The following is a 14,834-nucleotide window of genomic DNA, read 5'->3' as shown; positions in this document are numbered from 1 at the left end:
GCCGCTTGCCCGTCTCCGGCATGTGTTTGTGGGAGGAGTCCCGATGTCCGTGCAATCCGCGATCAAGCGCCTGACGGCGCCGGATATTCACGCTCGCAAGGGCGGTGAGCCGATCGTCATGCTGACCTCGTACCATGCCCACACCGCCTCCTTGGTCGACCGTTACTGCGACGCTATCCTCGTCGGCGATTCGCTCGGCATGGTCATGCACGGGCTGGAGACCACGGTTCCCGTCACGCTCGACATGATGATCCTGCAGGGTCTTGCCGTCATGCGAGGCTCCGAGCGCGCCCTCGTCGTCGTCGATCTCCCCTTCGGGTCCTACGAGGAGAGCCCGGAGGTGGCCTTCCGCAGCGCCTCGCGCGTGCTGAAGGAGACGGGTTGCGGGGCGGTCAAGCTGGAGGGCGGGCTACTGATGGCGCCGACCGTCCGCTTCCTCGTGCAGCGCGGCGTTCCGGTGGTCGGCCACATCGGCCTGACGCCGCAATCCATCAATACCCTCGGCTCGTTCAAGGCGCGGGGCCGTGACGAGGCGGATTGGCCGGCAATCGAGGCCGACGCCCAGGCGATCTCCGATGCCGGCGCCTGTGCCATGGTCATCGAGGCTGTCGCTGAGCCGCTGGCAGCGAAGATCACCGCGCAGGTGTCCGTGCCGACCATCGGCATCGGCGCGTCGGCGGCCTGCGACGGGCAGGTCCTGGTGCTGGAGGACATGCTCGGCCTGAGCCCGTGGGTCCCCAAGTTCGTGAAGCGCTACGCCGACCTCGGCCCCTCCATCGCGCGGGCCGTCGAGGCCTATGCCGAGGATGTCCGCTCGCGCAGCTTCCCGGCCAAGGAGCACACCTACCCCAAGAAGGTCGCCAAGACCTGACGGCGAGGGCCCTGGATCATCGGGGCCCGTTCGCCTCGGGGGCTCTCCAGATTCAAGAATTTGGAGCGCCGCAGCCCGATCAGTTGCGCGCAACTGATCGGGAAATGCTTCAGGACGGCCGGCGAGGGTCGCTTCCGCCGCGGCGCTGTGCTAGAGCGCTTCTCGCGCGGCAGGCGGAAACCTCCGGCTGTAGGGAAGCGCCTCAGATTCAAAGAGTTGGAGCATCCGAGGGGATCGGGATCGCTCCAGGCGCGCCGACCCTTCGCCCGGCAGGCGCTGCGGGCACGGCGGACGAGTGAGCGATGACCGACATTTTTCGTGAAGTCGAGGAGGATCTGAGGCGGGATCGCGCGGCCCAGTTGCTGCAGCGCTATGGCGTCCTGCTGATCATCCTCGCCGTCGCACTCGTGGCGGGCGTCGCAGGCTGGCGCTATTGGCAGCACGTTCAGGTGACGCGCGCCGCCGAGGCCGGGGCCCGCTTCGAGGACGCGCTACAGCTCTTGCGCGACGGCAAGGCGCCGGAGGGCGAGCAGGCGCTTCAAAAGCTCGTGGCCGAGGGACCCAGGGGCTACGCGACACTGTCGCGGTTTCGCCTGGCGACCCAGGAGGCCAAGGCCGATGCGGCCGCGGGCATCGCCCGGTTCGAGGGCATCGCCCAGGATGCCTCCGTCGGCGAGCTGCTACAGAACCTGGCCCGTATCCGGGCCGCCATGCTCCAGATCGACCGCGTCGGGCCCAAGGAGCTTGCGGCCAAGATCGAGGGCCTGACGAGTCCCACCAGCCCCTGGCGGCACTCGGCCCGCGAACTGCTGGGCCTGTCCGACCTGAAGGCTGGCGACTTCGAGGCCGCTGGCCGCTGGTTCGACCAGATCGTGGTCGATCCTGAGACACCGTCGGCGCTCCGCTCGCGCACCCAGATCTATCTCGAGCTTGTTCGCAGCGGCCCGGTAACGACCGCCGCCGTCCCGGCGCCGGCGCCGTGGGCTCCCGCGGCCGGTGCCACGCCGGCGACGCCTCCGACATCATCGACCGCGCCCGCCCCGGGGGCTGCGCCAGCCGCCCCACCGGCGCCCGGCCCCGACGCTGGCAAGTGAGACGACAGTGATAATCCCCACGGTCGCCATCATCGGGCGCCCGAATGTCGGCAAATCCACCCTGTTCAACCGGCTGGTCGGCAAGAAGCTGGCTCTCGTCGACGACCGGCCGGGGGTCACGCGCGACCGGCGTGAGGGTGAAGCCCGCATCGGCCACTTCAACTTCCGCATCGTCGACACGGCCGGCCTCGAAGATGCCGACGCATCCTCGCTCGCCGGGCGCATGCGCGGCCAGACCGAGCTGGCGCTCTCCGACGCCGACGCCGTGCTGTTCCTGGTCGATGCGCGGGCGGGCCTGACCGGCGCCGACCGGCAGTTCGCCGAGCTGGTGCGACGGTCGGGCAAGCCGGTCGTGCTGGTCGCCAACAAGGCCGAAGGCGGTCAGGGGCTGTCCGGCGCCTACGAGGCCTTCGCGCTCGGTCTGGGCGATCCCGTCCCGCTGTCGGCAGAGCACGGCGAGGGCATGGGCACGCTGCTCGAAGCCTTGCTGGAAGCGCTTCCGGAGGCTGCCGCGGCCCAGGCGACCGACGATTGGGATGACGAGCGGGACGGGGCAGACAAGCCGATCCGCGTCGCCATCGTCGGCCGGCCCAACGCCGGCAAGTCGACGCTGATCAACCGCATGGTGGGCACGGAGCGCCTGCTCACCGGCCCGGAGGCTGGCATCACCCGCGATTCGATCTCGCTCGATTGGGATTGGCGCGGCCAGGCGTTCAAGTTGTTCGACACGGCCGGGCTGCGCAAGCGCGCCCGCATCGACGACAAGCTGGAGAAGCTGTCGGTCGCCGATGGCCTGCGGGCGGTGCGCTTTGCCGACGTGGTGGTGGCGCTGCTCGATGCCACCATCCCCTTTGAGAAGCAGGACCTCACCATCGTCGACCTGATCGAGCAGGAGGGGCGGGCGCTGGTCATCGGCCTCAACAAGTGGGACCTCGTCGCCGATCAGGCGGGGCTCCTCAAGGAGCTGCGCGAAGATGCGGCGCGCCTGCTCCCGCAGGTCAAGGGTGCCGCCGTGGTGCCGTTGTCAGGCCTGGCGGGGCGGGGCATCGACCGGCTGATGGAAGCGGTGGTGGCCACCCACGCCGTCTGGAACCGGCGGATCGCCACCGCCAGGCTCAATCAGTGGTTGGGCGAGGTGCTGGACGGACATCCGCCGCCCGCCGTTGCCGGTCGGCGCATCAAGATCCGCTACATGACCCAGGTGAAGGCGCGTCCGCCGCACTTCGCGCTCTTCGGCAATCAGCTGGAGAGCCTGCCGAAATCCTACACGCGCTATCTGGTCAACGGCCTGCGCGAGGTCTTCGATCTGCCCGGCGTGCCGATCCGCCTCTCGCTGCGCACCGGTGCCAACCCCTTCGAGAAGAAGAAGCGCACGCGCGATTAGGGCTGGAGCAATTCCGCGTTTCTTCGAATCGTTGAAATGCTCTATCTAATTGATTTGTCGCGTTTTCTTCACGCGAACCGGCGTCCACTTCGCTCGAATGCGCTCTCGAGCGTGCATCGCGCCCGATCGGATGGTCCCGCCCGGTCGGAAGGACGTGCTCCAGTTTCAAGAACCTGAAACGGCGCTGCCGAAGGCTGCGATGGCCATGCCGCTCGGCGCTTCAGCCCCGATCGATGCCTCCTCTGGCGTCGAACGCCGATTGGGAGGCCTCGATCTCGTCCATGTGTTCGGATGCCCACCGGCCGAGCTCGATGACAGGCGCGCGCAGGGACTGGCCGAGAGGCGTCAGCTCGTAATCGACGCGGGGCGGAATCGTTGGATAGACGGTACGGGTCACCAGGCCGTCGCGCTCAAGTCCTCGCAATGTAAGCGTGAGCATCCGCTGCGAAATTCCATCGACCATGCGCTTGATCTCGTTGAAACGACGAGGACCGTCCGCGATAACCATGACGATCAAGATGCTCCATTTGTCGCCGATCCGCGCCAAGACCGGGCTTATCTTGCGACAGCTGGGAATGTGCAGCCCATGCGCGGTGACGCTTACATCCGTGTGCTTAGGTAACAAGAATGTGCCTCCTTGCGCCCGCGTTGGCCGGCGGTCACATTGTGAGCCTTGGTAACGGATTTATACTGGAAGCACCAGCCATGAAGCTCCTTCACATCGATTCCAGCATCACCGGCGGCAATTCGGTCAGTCGGCAGCTGACCGCCGGCATCGTCGGGCAATTGCGGCAGGCGGAACCCGGCGTTGTCGTGACCTACCGAGACTTGGCTGAGGAACCACTGGAGCATCTGACGTTGACGCGAATGCCGCAGGCCGACGGTGCCAATCGGGTCGTCCTGGACGAGTTTCTCGATGCCGACATCGTGGTCGTCGGCGCGCCGATGTACAATTTCACCGTGCCCAGCCAGTTGAAGGCCTGGATCGACCGCATCCTGATCGCCGGCGAGACCTTCCGCTACGGGGCCCAGGGGGTCGAGGGGCTTGCCGGCGGCAAGCGGGTGATCGTCGCCTTGTCGCGCGGCGGCTTCTACGGTGCCGGCACGCCGGCGGCGGCCCTCGAGCACCTCGAGACCTATCTGCGCGGCGTGTTCGGTTTCATCGGCGTTACGCCCGAGCTCATCATCGCCGAGGGGCTGCAGGCTGGGCCCGAGCACCGCGAGTCGGCTCTTGCCGCGGCCTCCGATGCGGTCTCGCGGCTGAAGGCGGCTTGAGGCTGAAGATCAAAGGCTGCTCACGCCGGCTTTTGCGGGGTGAGCAGCTTGTCCTGCGGGAAATCGTAGATCCGGCCGGTTTCGGTCCAGGCCGGCCGCAGCATCGGCAGCAGCTTCGGCGCCAGATCCTCCGGCGTCCGCAGCGTCATCGGATCCTCGCCCGGCATGGCGGCCGCGCGCATGCGCGTGCGCAGGGGGCCAGGATTGACGATGCTCACACGGATGGCGGTGGTGAGCGTCTCCGCCGCATAGGTGCGGGCCAGAGCCTCCACCGCCGCCTTGGACGCCGAGTAGGGGCCCCAGTAGGCCCGGCAGTTGTGGACGGCGCCGGACGACATGAACATGGCCCGGCCGGCGTCGGACGCCCTCAGCAGCGGGTCCATGGAGCGGATGAGGCGGTACGTCGCCGTGACGTTGATGGCCATGATGTCGTCGAAGGCTTTGGGCTCCACATGGCCCAGCGGCGTGATCGGGCCCAGCGCGCCTGCGTTGGCCACCATCGCGTCGAGCTTGCCCCAGCGCTCGTGAATGGCAAGGCCGAGCCGATCGAGGGCCTCGACGTCTGCCAAGTCAGCAGGAACGAGGGTTGCGGTGCTGCCCGCGGCGCGGATCTCGTCGTCGAGCTCCTCCAACGCGCCGACCGTGCGGGCGAGCGCGATGACGTGGGCTCCCTCGCCGGCCAGCGCCACCGCCAGGGCGCGGCCAATGCCGCGCGAGGCGCCGGTCACCAGGGCGACGCGGCCTGCCATGGGAGCGGCCATGTCAGCCTGCTTCCGCCAGCAGCGAAAGCTGCTTGGTCGCCTCGCCGACGATGTCGGTCAGCGCCGTCGGGTATTCGCCCGTGAAGCAGTGGTCGGTGAACTGCGGCCGGACCGGGTCGCGCCGCTCCTCGCCGATGGCCCGGTAGATGCCGTCGACCGACAGGAATGCCAGGCTGTCGGCGCCGATGTAGCGGCGCATCTCCTCCAGGGAGTGGGTGGCTGCCAGCAGCTTCTCGCGTTCGGGCGTGTCGATGCCGTAATAGTCCGGGAACATGATGGGCGGACTGGCGATACGGAAGTGAACCTCGCGGGCGCCGGCATCGCGCATCATCTGCACGATCTTCACCGAGGTGGTGCCGCGGACAATCGAGTCGTCCACGAGCACGATGCGCTTGCCCGCCACCGCGCCCCGGTTGGCCGAGTGCTTCATGCGCACGCCGAGCTCGCGAATGGTTTGGGTGGGCTGAATGAAGGTGCGGCCGACGTAGTGGTTACGGATGATGCCGAGCTCGTAAGGCACACCGCACGCCTGCGCAAAGCCGATCGCCGCCGGCACGCCGGAATCGGGGACCGGGACGATGACGTCGACATCGGCGGGCGCCTCACGCGCCAGCTCGCCCCCGAAGCGTTTGCGCACCTCGTAGACGTTCCGACCGTGTACGACCGAATCGGGACGGGCGAAGTAGATGTATTCGAACACGCACGGGCGCGCCCGCTGCGGCGGGAACGGCTTGAGCGACTCGACGCCGTCCTCGGAGATGACGACGATTTCGCCGTTCTCAACATCGCGGACGAAGCGAGCGCCGATGATGTCGAGCGCGCAGGTCTCGGACGCCAGGATGTAGCGTCCGTCGAGTTCGCCCAGCACCAGCGGCCGGATGCCCAGCGGATCGCGGGCGCCGATCAGCTTCTTGTTGGTCAGACAGACGAACGCGTAGGCCCCCTCGAGCTGCCGCAAGGCTTCGATGAAACGGTCGATGAAGCGGTTGCGGCGGCTGTGGGCCACCAGGTGCAGGATCACCTCGGTATCGCTGGTCGACTGGCAGAGCGCGCCGGCTCGCACCAGTTGCCGGCGCAGGCTCATGCCGTTCGTGAGATTGCCGTTGTGGGCGACGGCGAAGCCGCCGCCGTCGAGCTCGGCGAACAGTGGCTGGACGTTGCGCAGGATCGTTTCGCCGGTCGTCGAATAGCGCACGTGACCGACCGAGGAACTGCCGCTGAGCCGTTCGATGGTCGCCGCGTCGGAGAAGTTGTCGCCGACGAGCCCGAGGCGCCGCTCCGAATGGAAGCGGGCGCCGTCGTAGGTGACGATGCCGGTCGCCTCCTGGCCGCGATGCTGAAGGGCATGCAGGCCGAGCGCAGTGACCGCGGCCGCCTCGGGATGGCCGAAGATGCCGAAGACGCCGCACTCTTCGCGCAACGTATCGCCGTCCAGGTCGTCGTCCTGCATCGCCGCGGCCGACCGGGCGGCGCCGATATCCCAGATCTGGGACCTGGCGGTCTCTTCGCGTCCATGCTTGGGGTCGGGATTCATCGTCAACCACTCCAGCGCATACGGTGCGTCGCGTGCATTCCAAACAACTGACCGCGGCCGTCGTGCGACCGTCACATAGGGGCTCGGGCCCCCCGGCGAAAGTGCGGCTGTGGACCGCGACTTCGGCTCAACGAAGGCGGGAACATGCGACAAAGCGCGCCGCCGGCGGTCGCGTCAAAACCGGGATCACACGCGGTCACGCGCTACCAGTCATAGCAAGCGTCGGGCCGACGATCCGCATCGTCCCCATCCCCACATCGTTTGCCCGGCTCGACCAGAACGGCCGAGCGACGGGCGGCGGCGCGCGGGCCTGCGCGCTACGATCGCCCGGGAGTCGCCGGGGCCGGAGCGGGCGTCTCGGCGGGCGGCTTGGCGGTGGTGTCGCCTTCCGCGGGCGGCTCGCTGCCCTCGTTCTGTTTCTGCCTGTTGCGGTACTTGGAGATGAGCCCTTCGGGATCCTCCGGCAGCATCGCCATGAGCTTATCGCCGCTGCTCTGGAGGAATGGCTTCATGCGCGCGCTCTTGGCCCAGTCGGGCTGCATCTTCTCGGGCACCAACCAGGTGAAGAAGATGAAGGCGATGATGCAGACCAGCAGCCCGCGCGCCGCGCCGAAGAGGAAGCCCAGCGTGCGGTCGATGGCCCCGATGCGCGAGTCGAGCACGAGGTCGGACAGCCGCACAGTGATGAAAGAGATGACCACGAGCGTCACCAGGAAGATGGCGGCGATCGAGATGGCCAGCGCCACGTTGGGGTTGGAAATATGTTGCTGGACGATCGGCACGAGCTGCGGATGAAACATGAGCGCCGCGATGGCGGCGATCACCCACGAGGCGATGGCGAGGACTTCGCGCGTCAAGCCTCGCACTGCCGCCAGCAGCGCGGAGATCACAACGACACCGAGAACGATCAGGTCGAGAAGAGAGATCGGCATTGGCAGCACCGGCTGACGTCGCCCGGCCAACGGGCCGGCGTGTGCTGCTCTATATCGGACGTTGATCCGGCCGTCATCCGTCACTGCGTTGGCCGCGGCGCGGTTTTCCCGCGCCCGAGGCGATCTGCGCCACAAGTTCGCCGATGTGTGACAAAGCTTCGACACTCAGACCGGCGTCCGCAGCGTCCCGCGGCATCGCCGGCGCCACTGCGCGGGCGAAGCCGAGCTTCGCCGCCTCCTTGGCCCGCGACGGGGCCTGCGTCACGGGGCGAATCGAGCCGGACAACCCGATCTCGCCGAAGAACACCGTATCGGCGGCGATGGCCTGGCCGGAGAGCGACGAGACGAGCGCCGCCGCCGCCGCCAGATCGGCGGCGGGTTCACCGATCTTCAGGCCGCCGGCCACGTTGAGGTAGACGTCGTGCTGGGCGAGCTTGACCCCGCCGTGGGCGTCGAGCACCGCCAGAATCATCGACAGACGGTTCGAGTCGAAGCCGACGACGGCGCGCCGCGGCGTCCCCAGCGTGCTGGGGGCAACGAGCGCCTGCACTTCGACCAGGAGCGGCCGCGTGCCTTCGATGGCGGCCAGCACCGCCGTGCCTGCGGCGCCGACGTCGCGCCCGGCGAGAAACAGCGCCGACGGATTGGCGACCTCGGAGAGGCCCCGGCCGGTCATCTCGAACACGCCGATCTCGTCGGTGGGCCCGAAACGGTTCTTTACCGCCCGCAGCACGCGAAAGTGGTGGCCGCTCTCGCCCTCGAACGACACGACGGCGTCGACCATGTGCTCGACCACGCGGGGGCCGGCGATCTGCCCGTCCTTGGTCACGTGGCCGACGAGGATGAGGGCGGCACCCGTGGTCTTGGCGAAGCGAATGAGGTTTTGGGCGCTGCCGCGCACCTGGGTGACGGTGCCGGGCGCCGATTCGATGGCGCCGGTCCACATGGTCTGAATCGAGTCGATGACGGTGAGACGTGGGGGCGCACCGCGGCCCAGCGTCGTGATGATATCCTCGACGTTGGTCTCGGCGGCGAGCTCGACCGGGGCATCGGCGAGCCCCAGGCGCTCGGCCCGCAGGCGCACCTGGGCCACCGCCTCCTCGCCGGAGATGTAGGCGACGCGGTGGCCCTGGCGAGCGAGGGCCGCGCAAGCCTGGATCAACAGCGTCGACTTGCCGATGCCGGGATCGCCGCCGATCAGCACGACGGAACCGCGCACGAAGCCGCCGCCGGTGACGCGGTCGAGCTCGTCGATGCCGGTCGGAAGCCGTGGTGGCTCGGCGCTCTCTCCCTTCAGGCTCTCCAATGTGAAGGTGCGTCCGCGCCGCCGCGCCGCGGGCCCCGCCGCCCCGGCGACCGGCGCGGTCGCCCCCTCCTCAACGATGCTGTTCCACGCGCCGCATGCGTCGCACTTGCCCTGCCAGCGCGTGTAGACGCTGCCGCAGCTCTGGCAGATGAAGGTCGGGGCGGAACGGGCCATCGTACGCCTGTGTCAAAAGTCCATCGCGCCCGATTCGTCGTCGGGCGCGCTCGTCGTCCTTGCATACTCTACCCGGCGCACAAAAGTGGCCGGCGCGGCGGCACCTGCGGCCGCGGCGCCAGGTGGACTGAAGGCGAATGGATGCGGGCCCGAGCCTGCGCTACCCTCACCGCAAAAGGACAGGCGGGAGGAACATCGAATGCCCGAGAGCACGCGAAAGATCCACGTCAATCCGGACAAGTGTCAGGGGCACAATCGCTGCAAGGCCCTGGCGCCGGAGCTGTTCGAGCTCGACGAGTTCGGCAATGCCCGTGAGGTCGGCGACGGCACGGTGCCGCGCGGCCTGGAGAAGAAGGCGGCGCTGGCCCGGGCCAATTGCCCGGAGTTCGCGGTGGAACTGGCTGGGGAGGACCGGCGATGACCGACGCACACTCCACCTCCAGCCGCCCGCCGGTGCGCGACTGGGCAAACGATTGGGATCACCTGGATCCGCGCTGGCAGGCCGACCCGTATGCGATCTGGGATGAGCTGCGTGCCAGCTGTCCGGTGGCGCACACCGACCGATTCCTCGGAGCCTACCTGCCGACGCGCTACGCGGACGTGAAGGCGATCGCCTACGACACCGCACATTTCTCCTCCCGGCGCGTCATCGTGCGCGAGCACCGTCCCGAGCAGGCCTCGCCGGCGCCGCCGATCACCAGCGACCCGCCGCGCCACAAGGCCCTGAAGCAGGTGCTGCTGCCGCCGTTCACCCCCGACGAGATCGCCAGGATCGAACCGAAGGCGCGACGGATCTGCAATCAGCTGATCGACGACTTCATTGCCGACGGGGGATGCGATGCAGCGCAGCGCTACAGCCGGCACATCCCGGTCCGGGTCATCGCGGCAATGCTCGGCGTGCCCGAGGAGGATGGCGACCTCTACATCCGCTGGATCCATGAGATCCTGGAACTCGGGATCACCGACGACGATCTGCTGTGGAAGGCCGTGGGCGAGATGACCGCCTACTTCTCGGCAGAGATCGACAAGCGGCGAGGCGCACCGCGCTACGATCTGATCACCCGGGTGATGGAGGCGCGCATCGACGGCGAGCCGATCCGCGACGATCTGGCTCTGGGCATGCTGCGGCTCCTGCTCATCGCGGGCATCGACACGACATGGAGCGCCATCGGGGCATCGCTATGGCACCTTGCGCGCACGCCCTCCGACGCCCAGAGGCTCATCACCGAACCGGAGCTGATGCCGACGGCGATAGAGGAATTCCTGCGCGCCTACGCGCCCGTCACCATGGCGCGGGAGGTGATGGAGGACACCGAGGTCAACGGCTGTCCGTTCAAGGCCGGTCAGATGGTGCTGCTGTCGTTTCCGGCGGCGAACCGCGACCCGGCCATGTTCGCGCGGGCGGACGAGGTTCTCATCGATCGCAAGATCAACCCCCATGCCGCTTTCGGCCTCGGCATCCACCGCTGCGTCGGCTCGAATCTGGCCCGCATGGAGATGACCGTCGCCATCGAGGAGTGGCTGCGGCGCATTCCGGAGTTCCGGCCCGACCCGGGCCTGCCGATCACCTGGTCGGAGGGCACGGTGCGCGGCCCCCGGTCTCTGCCGCTCATTTTCGCGGCCGCATGAGGTCGGCGAGCGGAGCGGCCTTGCCTCACGCACCGCCCAGATAGCGGCGCGCGTAGCGGCGGCCGAGGCTCGTCAGGATCTCGTAGCCGATGGTGCCGGCCCGCGCAGCCACCGTCTCCAGGTCGAGCGGGCCACCGATCAAGGTGACCCGATCGCCCACCTTCACCGCGCCGGGGGGAGTGTCGGTGACGTCGACGGTGATCAGGTCCATGGAAATGACGCCTGCAAACGGGCACGGCTGGCCGTTGACCAGGGCAACCCCGCCGAGCCCCGCCGGCCTGCCGTCAGTGCCGCTGGCAGCCCGCGGAATGCCGTCGGCATAGCCGCACGAGATCGTCGCGATGCGGCATCCCGCACGCGCCGCCCAGCGGCCGTTGTAGCCAACCGTGTCGCCGGCCGCGGCCTCGCGCACCTGGATGACCCGAGCGGCGAGACCGATGACGGGGCGCATCGGGTTGGGCTGGCCGGGCGTGGGGTTGCCGCCGTAAAGCGCGTAGCCCGGCCGGACCAGGTCGAGACAGGGAGATTGTGGCAGGAACAGGCCGGAGGAATTGCAGAGCGAGGCGGGAACGCGCGGAAACAGGGCGCGCACCGCCGCAAATCGTTCGATCTGCAGCCGGTTGATCGGCCTGTCGGCCTCTTCGGCGGCCACCAGGTGGCTCATCACCAGGGCGATCTGGAAAAAAGGCCCTTCGGTGCGCCGCGCTGCCAGGACGCGCGCCTCCGCGAGGGTCAGCCCCAGCCTGTTCATGCCCGTGTCGATGTGGACGGCCGCCGGCAGAGGCCCGCCGCGGGTGGCGGCGAATTCGCACCACTCGTCGACCTCGGCCGGCGCGCCGAGCACCGGGCGCAGGCCCGCCGAGACGAATGCGCCGGCCGCCCCCGGTGGCAGACCGTTGAGCACGTAGACGGTCGCGCCGGGAGCGACCGCTCGCGCGCGAACCCCCTCACCTGGATGGGCGACGAAGAACGTTTGGCAGCCGGCCCTGGCCAACGCTGCAACCGCCGGCTCGATGCCGATGCCATAGGCGTCGGCCTTGACCACCGCGGCGCATTCGGCCTCGGCGGCCCTGGCCGCCAGAGCGCGCCAGTTGGCGGCCAGGGCGTCGAGATCGATGGTCAGGAGCGCGCCTGCGAGTTGCTCGGCCTCAGCGCCGCCACCGTCCTGCTGCATGGTCTCTCCCGATCCCATCCGTGTGGCGCTTCCTCCGCGGCTGTCCCGCTTCCCCGCTCGGGCGCCGGCACGCCCGGCCGACGGCGCCACGCGCTACGGTATCTGCTGCGGCAACCGGTCGTCCTGCGCCAGGTTGGAGAAGCGTGTGACCTCGGCGTGGAAGGCTAGCGGGACCATGCCGGTCGGCCCGTGGCGCTGCTTGCCGATGATGACCTCGGCCTTGTTGTGCGCCGCTTCCATGTCAGTCTGCCACTTGAAGTACTCTTCGGTGCCCATCTTGGGCTCCTTGTTCTTCAAGTAGTACTCCTCGCGGAACACGAACATCACGACGTCGGCATCCTGCTCGATCGATCCGGATTCGCGCAGATCCGAGAGTTGCGGCCGCTTGTCGTCGCGCTGCTCGACCTGTCGGGAGAGCTGCGACAACGCGATGATCGGGACGTTGAGCTCCTTGGCCAACGCCTTCATGCCGGTGGTGATCTCGGTCATCTCCTGCACGCGGTTGTCCCCTTTCTTGCTGGAGCCGGATAGCAGCTGGAGATAATCGACGACGAGCATGTCGAGGCCCTTCTGACGCTTCAGTCGCCGGGCGCGGGCCGTGAGCTGGGCGATGGAGATGCCGCCGGTCTGGTCGATGTAGAGCGGCAGCGTCTGCATCTCGCGCGCCGCGTCGGTGATCCTGACGAATTCGTCCTCGTGCAGGTCGCCGCGCCGGATCTTGTAGGAGGGCACTCCCGACTGTTCGGCGATGATGCGGCTCGCCAATTGTTCGGCCGACATTTCCAGCGAGAAGAAGCCAACGATGCCGCCGTTGACGGTCTCGAGCGAACCGTCCTGGCGCCGTTCGCTGGCGTAGGCGCGGGCCACGTTGAAGGCAATGTTGGTCGCGAGCGCCGTCTTGCCCATGCCGGGGCGGCCGGCGAGGATCACCAGGTCCGACCGCTGCAGGCCGCCCATCTTCTGGTCGAGGTCGCTGAGGCCCGTGGCGACGCCCGAGAGCTGGCCGTCGCGCTTGTAAGCCGCCGCCGCCATGTCGATGGCAGTGGCGAGAGCACCGGAGAACGCCTGGAAGCCGCCCTCGTAACGGCCGGTCTCGGCGAGCGCATAGAGCTTGCGCTCCGCCTCCTCGATCTGATCGCGCGGCGAGGCCTCGACCGGCGCGTCGTAGGCGAGGTTGACCATGTCCTCGCCGATGCCGATGAGATTGCGGCGCAGCGCCAGGTCGTAGATGGTGCGGCCGTAGTCCTCCGCATTGATGATCGTCGTCGCCTCGGCTGCCAGCCGCGCCAGATATTGCGACGCGGTGAGGCCCCCGAGGTCGGTCTCGCCGATGAAGGTCTTCATCGTGATCGGCGTCGCCACCTTGCCAGCGCGGATCAGGCTCGAGGCGATCTCGAAGATGCGCCGGTGAAGCTCTTCGTAGAAGTGGATGGGCTCGAGGAAGTCGGAGACTCGGTAGAAGGCGTCGTTGTTGACGAGGATGGCTCCGAGCAGGGCCATTTCGGCGTCAAGGTTGTGGGGCGCCAGGCGGTAGTCGGGCTCGGTCGGAACGTCGAGGCGGGTCGCAAGCGCATTTGCCGAAGCCATCGGGGTCCCATCCGTGCGTGCCGGGAGGCTAATCCCGCACCCGGCGGCAGCGCGCGGCGCGAGGATGAGCGCTCCGAATCGAAGCAGTCGGAGCATACCAAACGGGCGGTGTCCGATCGCGGCATGATCCTGGAGCGCGCCGCCCCGGTCGGATGTACCCGTCCGATCGGAAAGCGTTCCAAGTCGAGCCGCGGACGCTACCACGGCGGAACGGGCCCGCTGTGACATGCACGACGCAGGCGCGCGCGTCGTCGCGCGATCCACAGGCGTCGCCTTGGGCGGGCCGCTGTGGCGTGCACCCATCCACAGTGATTCACAGAGCTGTTCGCGCATTTCGCGATTCGATGAGGCCGTCCGACGGCGAAATGCTCATCGTCCCTTCGAACCTGAAGTGCAACGCGAAAACACCGACGGGCGCCGCGTTGCCGCGGCGCCCGTCGGTCTGCTCGTCCGAGGCTCGCTCCGAGCGCTTCTTGATCGGGTAAAATCACCCGATCAGAGAGAAGCGCACCAGATGATTCCATCTGATCGGGAAATGCTCTAGAGCTCGACGTTGTCGCCCGCTTCGGCGAGCGCCGCGCCGACTTCGAGGCCCAGGTCGTCGAGGTTGGTTTCCTCGCGAACGGTCACCTCTTCGCCGCGCGACTGGCGCTCCGCTTCCTCGGCACTGCGGGCGACGTTGATGGTCACGTGCACCTCGACCTCCGGATGCAGGCTCACCGGAACCTGGTGCAGACCGAGGGTCTTGATCGGCTCGCTGAGCCAGATCTGCTGGCGGGCCACGGTGAAGCCGCCGCCGGTCAGCGCCTCGGCGATGTCGCGGGGGGCGACTGAACCGTACAACACGCCGGTTTCGCCGGCCTGCCGGATCATGACGAAGTTCTGCCCGTCGAGCTTCTCGGCCACCTTCTCGGCCTCGGCGCGCCGCTCAAGGTTGCGCACCTCCAGCTGCGCCCGCTGAGTCTCGAACTTCGCCTTATTGTCCTTGGTGGCGCGCAAGGCCTTGCCGCGCGGCAGCAGGAAATTGCGAGCGTAGCCGTCCTTGACACGGACGGTCTCGCCCATCTGGCCGAGCTTGGCCACGCGCTCCAGCAGTATGACTTCCATGGTACT

At 68.1% G+C, this 14,834-nt stretch carries 14 protein-coding genes; 6 read left to right on the top strand and 8 right to left on the bottom strand.

Annotated elements, in window-relative coordinates; translation table 11 throughout:
- Window positions 1-43: 43 nt before the first annotated feature.
- From panB to der, 3 genes are all read left to right on the top strand, one after another.
- Entirely contained in the window at window positions 44-871 is an 828-nt protein-coding gene (panB, locus tag IEW34_RS17805) for a 3-methyl-2-oxobutanoate hydroxymethyltransferase (protein WP_188610559.1), read from the top strand.
- 302 nt (window positions 872-1,173) lie between these two features.
- Window positions 1,174-1,965 (top strand): tetratricopeptide repeat protein, encoded by a 792-nt coding sequence (locus IEW34_RS17800; RefSeq protein ID WP_188610558.1) that lies wholly within the window; start codon window positions 1,174-1,176, stop codon window positions 1,963-1,965.
- A 7-nt stretch (window positions 1,966-1,972) separates the two neighbouring features.
- Window positions 1,973-3,349, top strand: a complete 1,377-nt coding sequence (gene der, locus IEW34_RS17795) for a ribosome biogenesis GTPase Der (RefSeq protein WP_188610557.1) — start codon at window positions 1,973-1,975, stop codon at window positions 3,347-3,349.
- 220 nt (window positions 3,350-3,569) lie between these two features.
- Here the strand turns inward: der and IEW34_RS17790 are convergent, their stop codons facing one another.
- Entirely contained in the window at window positions 3,570-3,974 is a 405-nt protein-coding gene (locus IEW34_RS17790; RefSeq protein ID WP_188610556.1) for a winged helix-turn-helix transcriptional regulator, read from the bottom strand.
- Window positions 3,975-4,054: 80 nt separating this feature from the next.
- On the opposite strand from IEW34_RS17790, the gene IEW34_RS17785 reads away from it, so the two are divergent.
- The gene (locus IEW34_RS17785; protein WP_188610555.1) at window positions 4,055-4,624 is read left to right on the top strand and encodes an FMN-dependent NADH-azoreductase; all 570 of its coding nucleotides are present in this window, start codon (window positions 4,055-4,057) and stop codon (window positions 4,622-4,624) included.
- Window positions 4,625-4,644: 20 nt separating this feature from the next.
- On the opposite strand, the gene IEW34_RS17780 is transcribed toward IEW34_RS17785, so the two are convergent.
- The 4 genes from IEW34_RS17780 to radA all read right to left on the bottom strand — a co-directional run bounded on the left by IEW34_RS17780 (window position 4,645) and on the right by radA (window position 9,331).
- Window positions 4,645-5,385, bottom strand: a complete 741-nt coding sequence (locus IEW34_RS17780) for an SDR family NAD(P)-dependent oxidoreductase (protein ID WP_188610554.1) — start codon at window positions 5,383-5,385, stop codon at window positions 4,645-4,647.
- 1 nt (window position 5,386) lies between these two features.
- A complete protein-coding gene (gene purF, locus IEW34_RS17775) occupies window positions 5,387-6,835 on the bottom strand; it encodes an amidophosphoribosyltransferase (RefSeq protein WP_188610747.1) in 1,449 nt (482 codons plus the stop codon).
- A 401-nt stretch (window positions 6,836-7,236) separates the two neighbouring features.
- Window positions 7,237-7,851 carry a CvpA family protein gene (locus IEW34_RS17770; RefSeq protein ID WP_188610553.1) on the bottom strand — a complete coding sequence of 205 codons (615 nt, stop codon included), beginning with the start codon at window positions 7,849-7,851 and terminating at the stop codon, window positions 7,237-7,239.
- Between the two features lie 73 nt (window positions 7,852-7,924).
- The gene (gene radA, locus IEW34_RS17765) at window positions 7,925-9,331 is read right to left on the bottom strand and encodes a DNA repair protein RadA (RefSeq protein WP_188610552.1); all 1,407 of its coding nucleotides are present in this window, start codon (window positions 9,329-9,331) and stop codon (window positions 7,925-7,927) included.
- A 199-nt stretch (window positions 9,332-9,530) separates the two neighbouring features.
- On the opposite strand from radA, the gene IEW34_RS17760 reads away from it, so the two are divergent.
- Both IEW34_RS17760 and IEW34_RS17755 read left to right on the top strand, forming a co-directional pair.
- A complete protein-coding gene (locus IEW34_RS17760) occupies window positions 9,531-9,752 on the top strand; it encodes a ferredoxin (RefSeq protein WP_188610551.1) in 222 nt (73 codons plus the stop codon).
- On the top strand, window positions 9,749-10,960 hold the full coding sequence (locus IEW34_RS17755; protein WP_188610550.1) for a cytochrome P450: 1,212 nt from the start codon (window positions 9,749-9,751) through the stop codon (window positions 10,958-10,960). Before IEW34_RS17760 ends, IEW34_RS17755 begins: the two co-directional genes overlap by 4 nt.
- A gap of 25 nt (window positions 10,961-10,985) precedes the next feature.
- Here IEW34_RS17755 and alr read toward each other — a convergent pair whose 3' ends face one another.
- From alr to rplI, 3 genes are all read right to left on the bottom strand, one after another.
- The gene (alr, locus tag IEW34_RS17750; RefSeq protein WP_188610549.1) at window positions 10,986-12,134 is read right to left on the bottom strand and encodes an alanine racemase; all 1,149 of its coding nucleotides are present in this window, start codon (window positions 12,132-12,134) and stop codon (window positions 10,986-10,988) included.
- Between the two features lie 93 nt (window positions 12,135-12,227).
- Complete coding sequence (locus IEW34_RS17745; protein WP_188610548.1) at window positions 12,228-13,721, bottom strand: replicative DNA helicase; 1,494 nt, start codon at window positions 13,719-13,721, stop codon at window positions 12,228-12,230.
- A 540-nt stretch (window positions 13,722-14,261) separates the two neighbouring features.
- Window positions 14,262-14,828, bottom strand: a complete 567-nt coding sequence (gene rplI, locus IEW34_RS17740) for a 50S ribosomal protein L9 (protein WP_188610547.1) — start codon at window positions 14,826-14,828, stop codon at window positions 14,262-14,264.
- Window positions 14,829-14,834 lie beyond the last annotated feature (6 nt).

This window comes from Chelatococcus reniformis (genome assembly GCF_014640075.1).
GTDB lineage: Bacteria > Pseudomonadota > Alphaproteobacteria > Rhizobiales > Beijerinckiaceae > Camelimonas > Camelimonas reniformis.
This window is presented reverse-complemented; position numbering and strand designations above follow the sequence as displayed.

What these genes read in the sequence shown, in the direction of transcription:
- panB (WP_188610559.1), top strand. Translation starts at nt 44, where the DNA reads ATGTCCGTGCAATCCGCGATCAAGCGCCTGACGGCGCCGGATATTCAC.
- IEW34_RS17800 (WP_188610558.1), top strand. Translation starts at nt 1,174, where the DNA reads ATGACCGACATTTTTCGTGAAGTCGAGGAGGATCTGAGGCGGGATCGC.
- IEW34_RS17785 (WP_188610555.1), top strand. Translation starts at nt 4,055, where the DNA reads ATGAAGCTCCTTCACATCGATTCCAGCATCACCGGCGGCAATTCGGTC.
- IEW34_RS17780 (WP_188610554.1), bottom strand. Translation starts at nt 5,385, where the DNA reads ATGGCCGCTCCCATGGCAGGCCGCGTCGCCCTGGTGACCGGCGCCTCG.
- purF (WP_188610747.1), bottom strand. Translation starts at nt 6,835, where the DNA reads ATGCAGGACGACGACCTGGACGGCGATACGTTGCGCGAAGAGTGCGGC.
- IEW34_RS17770 (WP_188610553.1), bottom strand. Translation starts at nt 7,851, where the DNA reads ATGCCGATCTCTCTTCTCGACCTGATCGTTCTCGGTGTCGTTGTGATC.
- radA (WP_188610552.1), bottom strand. Translation starts at nt 9,331, where the DNA reads ATGGCCCGTTCCGCCCCGACCTTCATCTGCCAGAGCTGCGGCAGCGTC.
- IEW34_RS17760 (WP_188610551.1), top strand. Translation starts at nt 9,531, where the DNA reads ATGCCCGAGAGCACGCGAAAGATCCACGTCAATCCGGACAAGTGTCAG.
- IEW34_RS17755 (WP_188610550.1), top strand. Translation starts at nt 9,749, where the DNA reads ATGACCGACGCACACTCCACCTCCAGCCGCCCGCCGGTGCGCGACTGG.
- alr (WP_188610549.1), bottom strand. Translation starts at nt 12,134, where the DNA reads ATGCAGCAGGACGGTGGCGGCGCTGAGGCCGAGCAACTCGCAGGCGCG.
- IEW34_RS17745 (WP_188610548.1), bottom strand. Translation starts at nt 13,721, where the DNA reads ATGGCTTCGGCAAATGCGCTTGCGACCCGCCTCGACGTTCCGACCGAG.
- rplI (WP_188610547.1), bottom strand. Translation starts at nt 14,828, where the DNA reads ATGGAAGTCATACTGCTGGAGCGCGTGGCCAAGCTCGGCCAGATGGGC.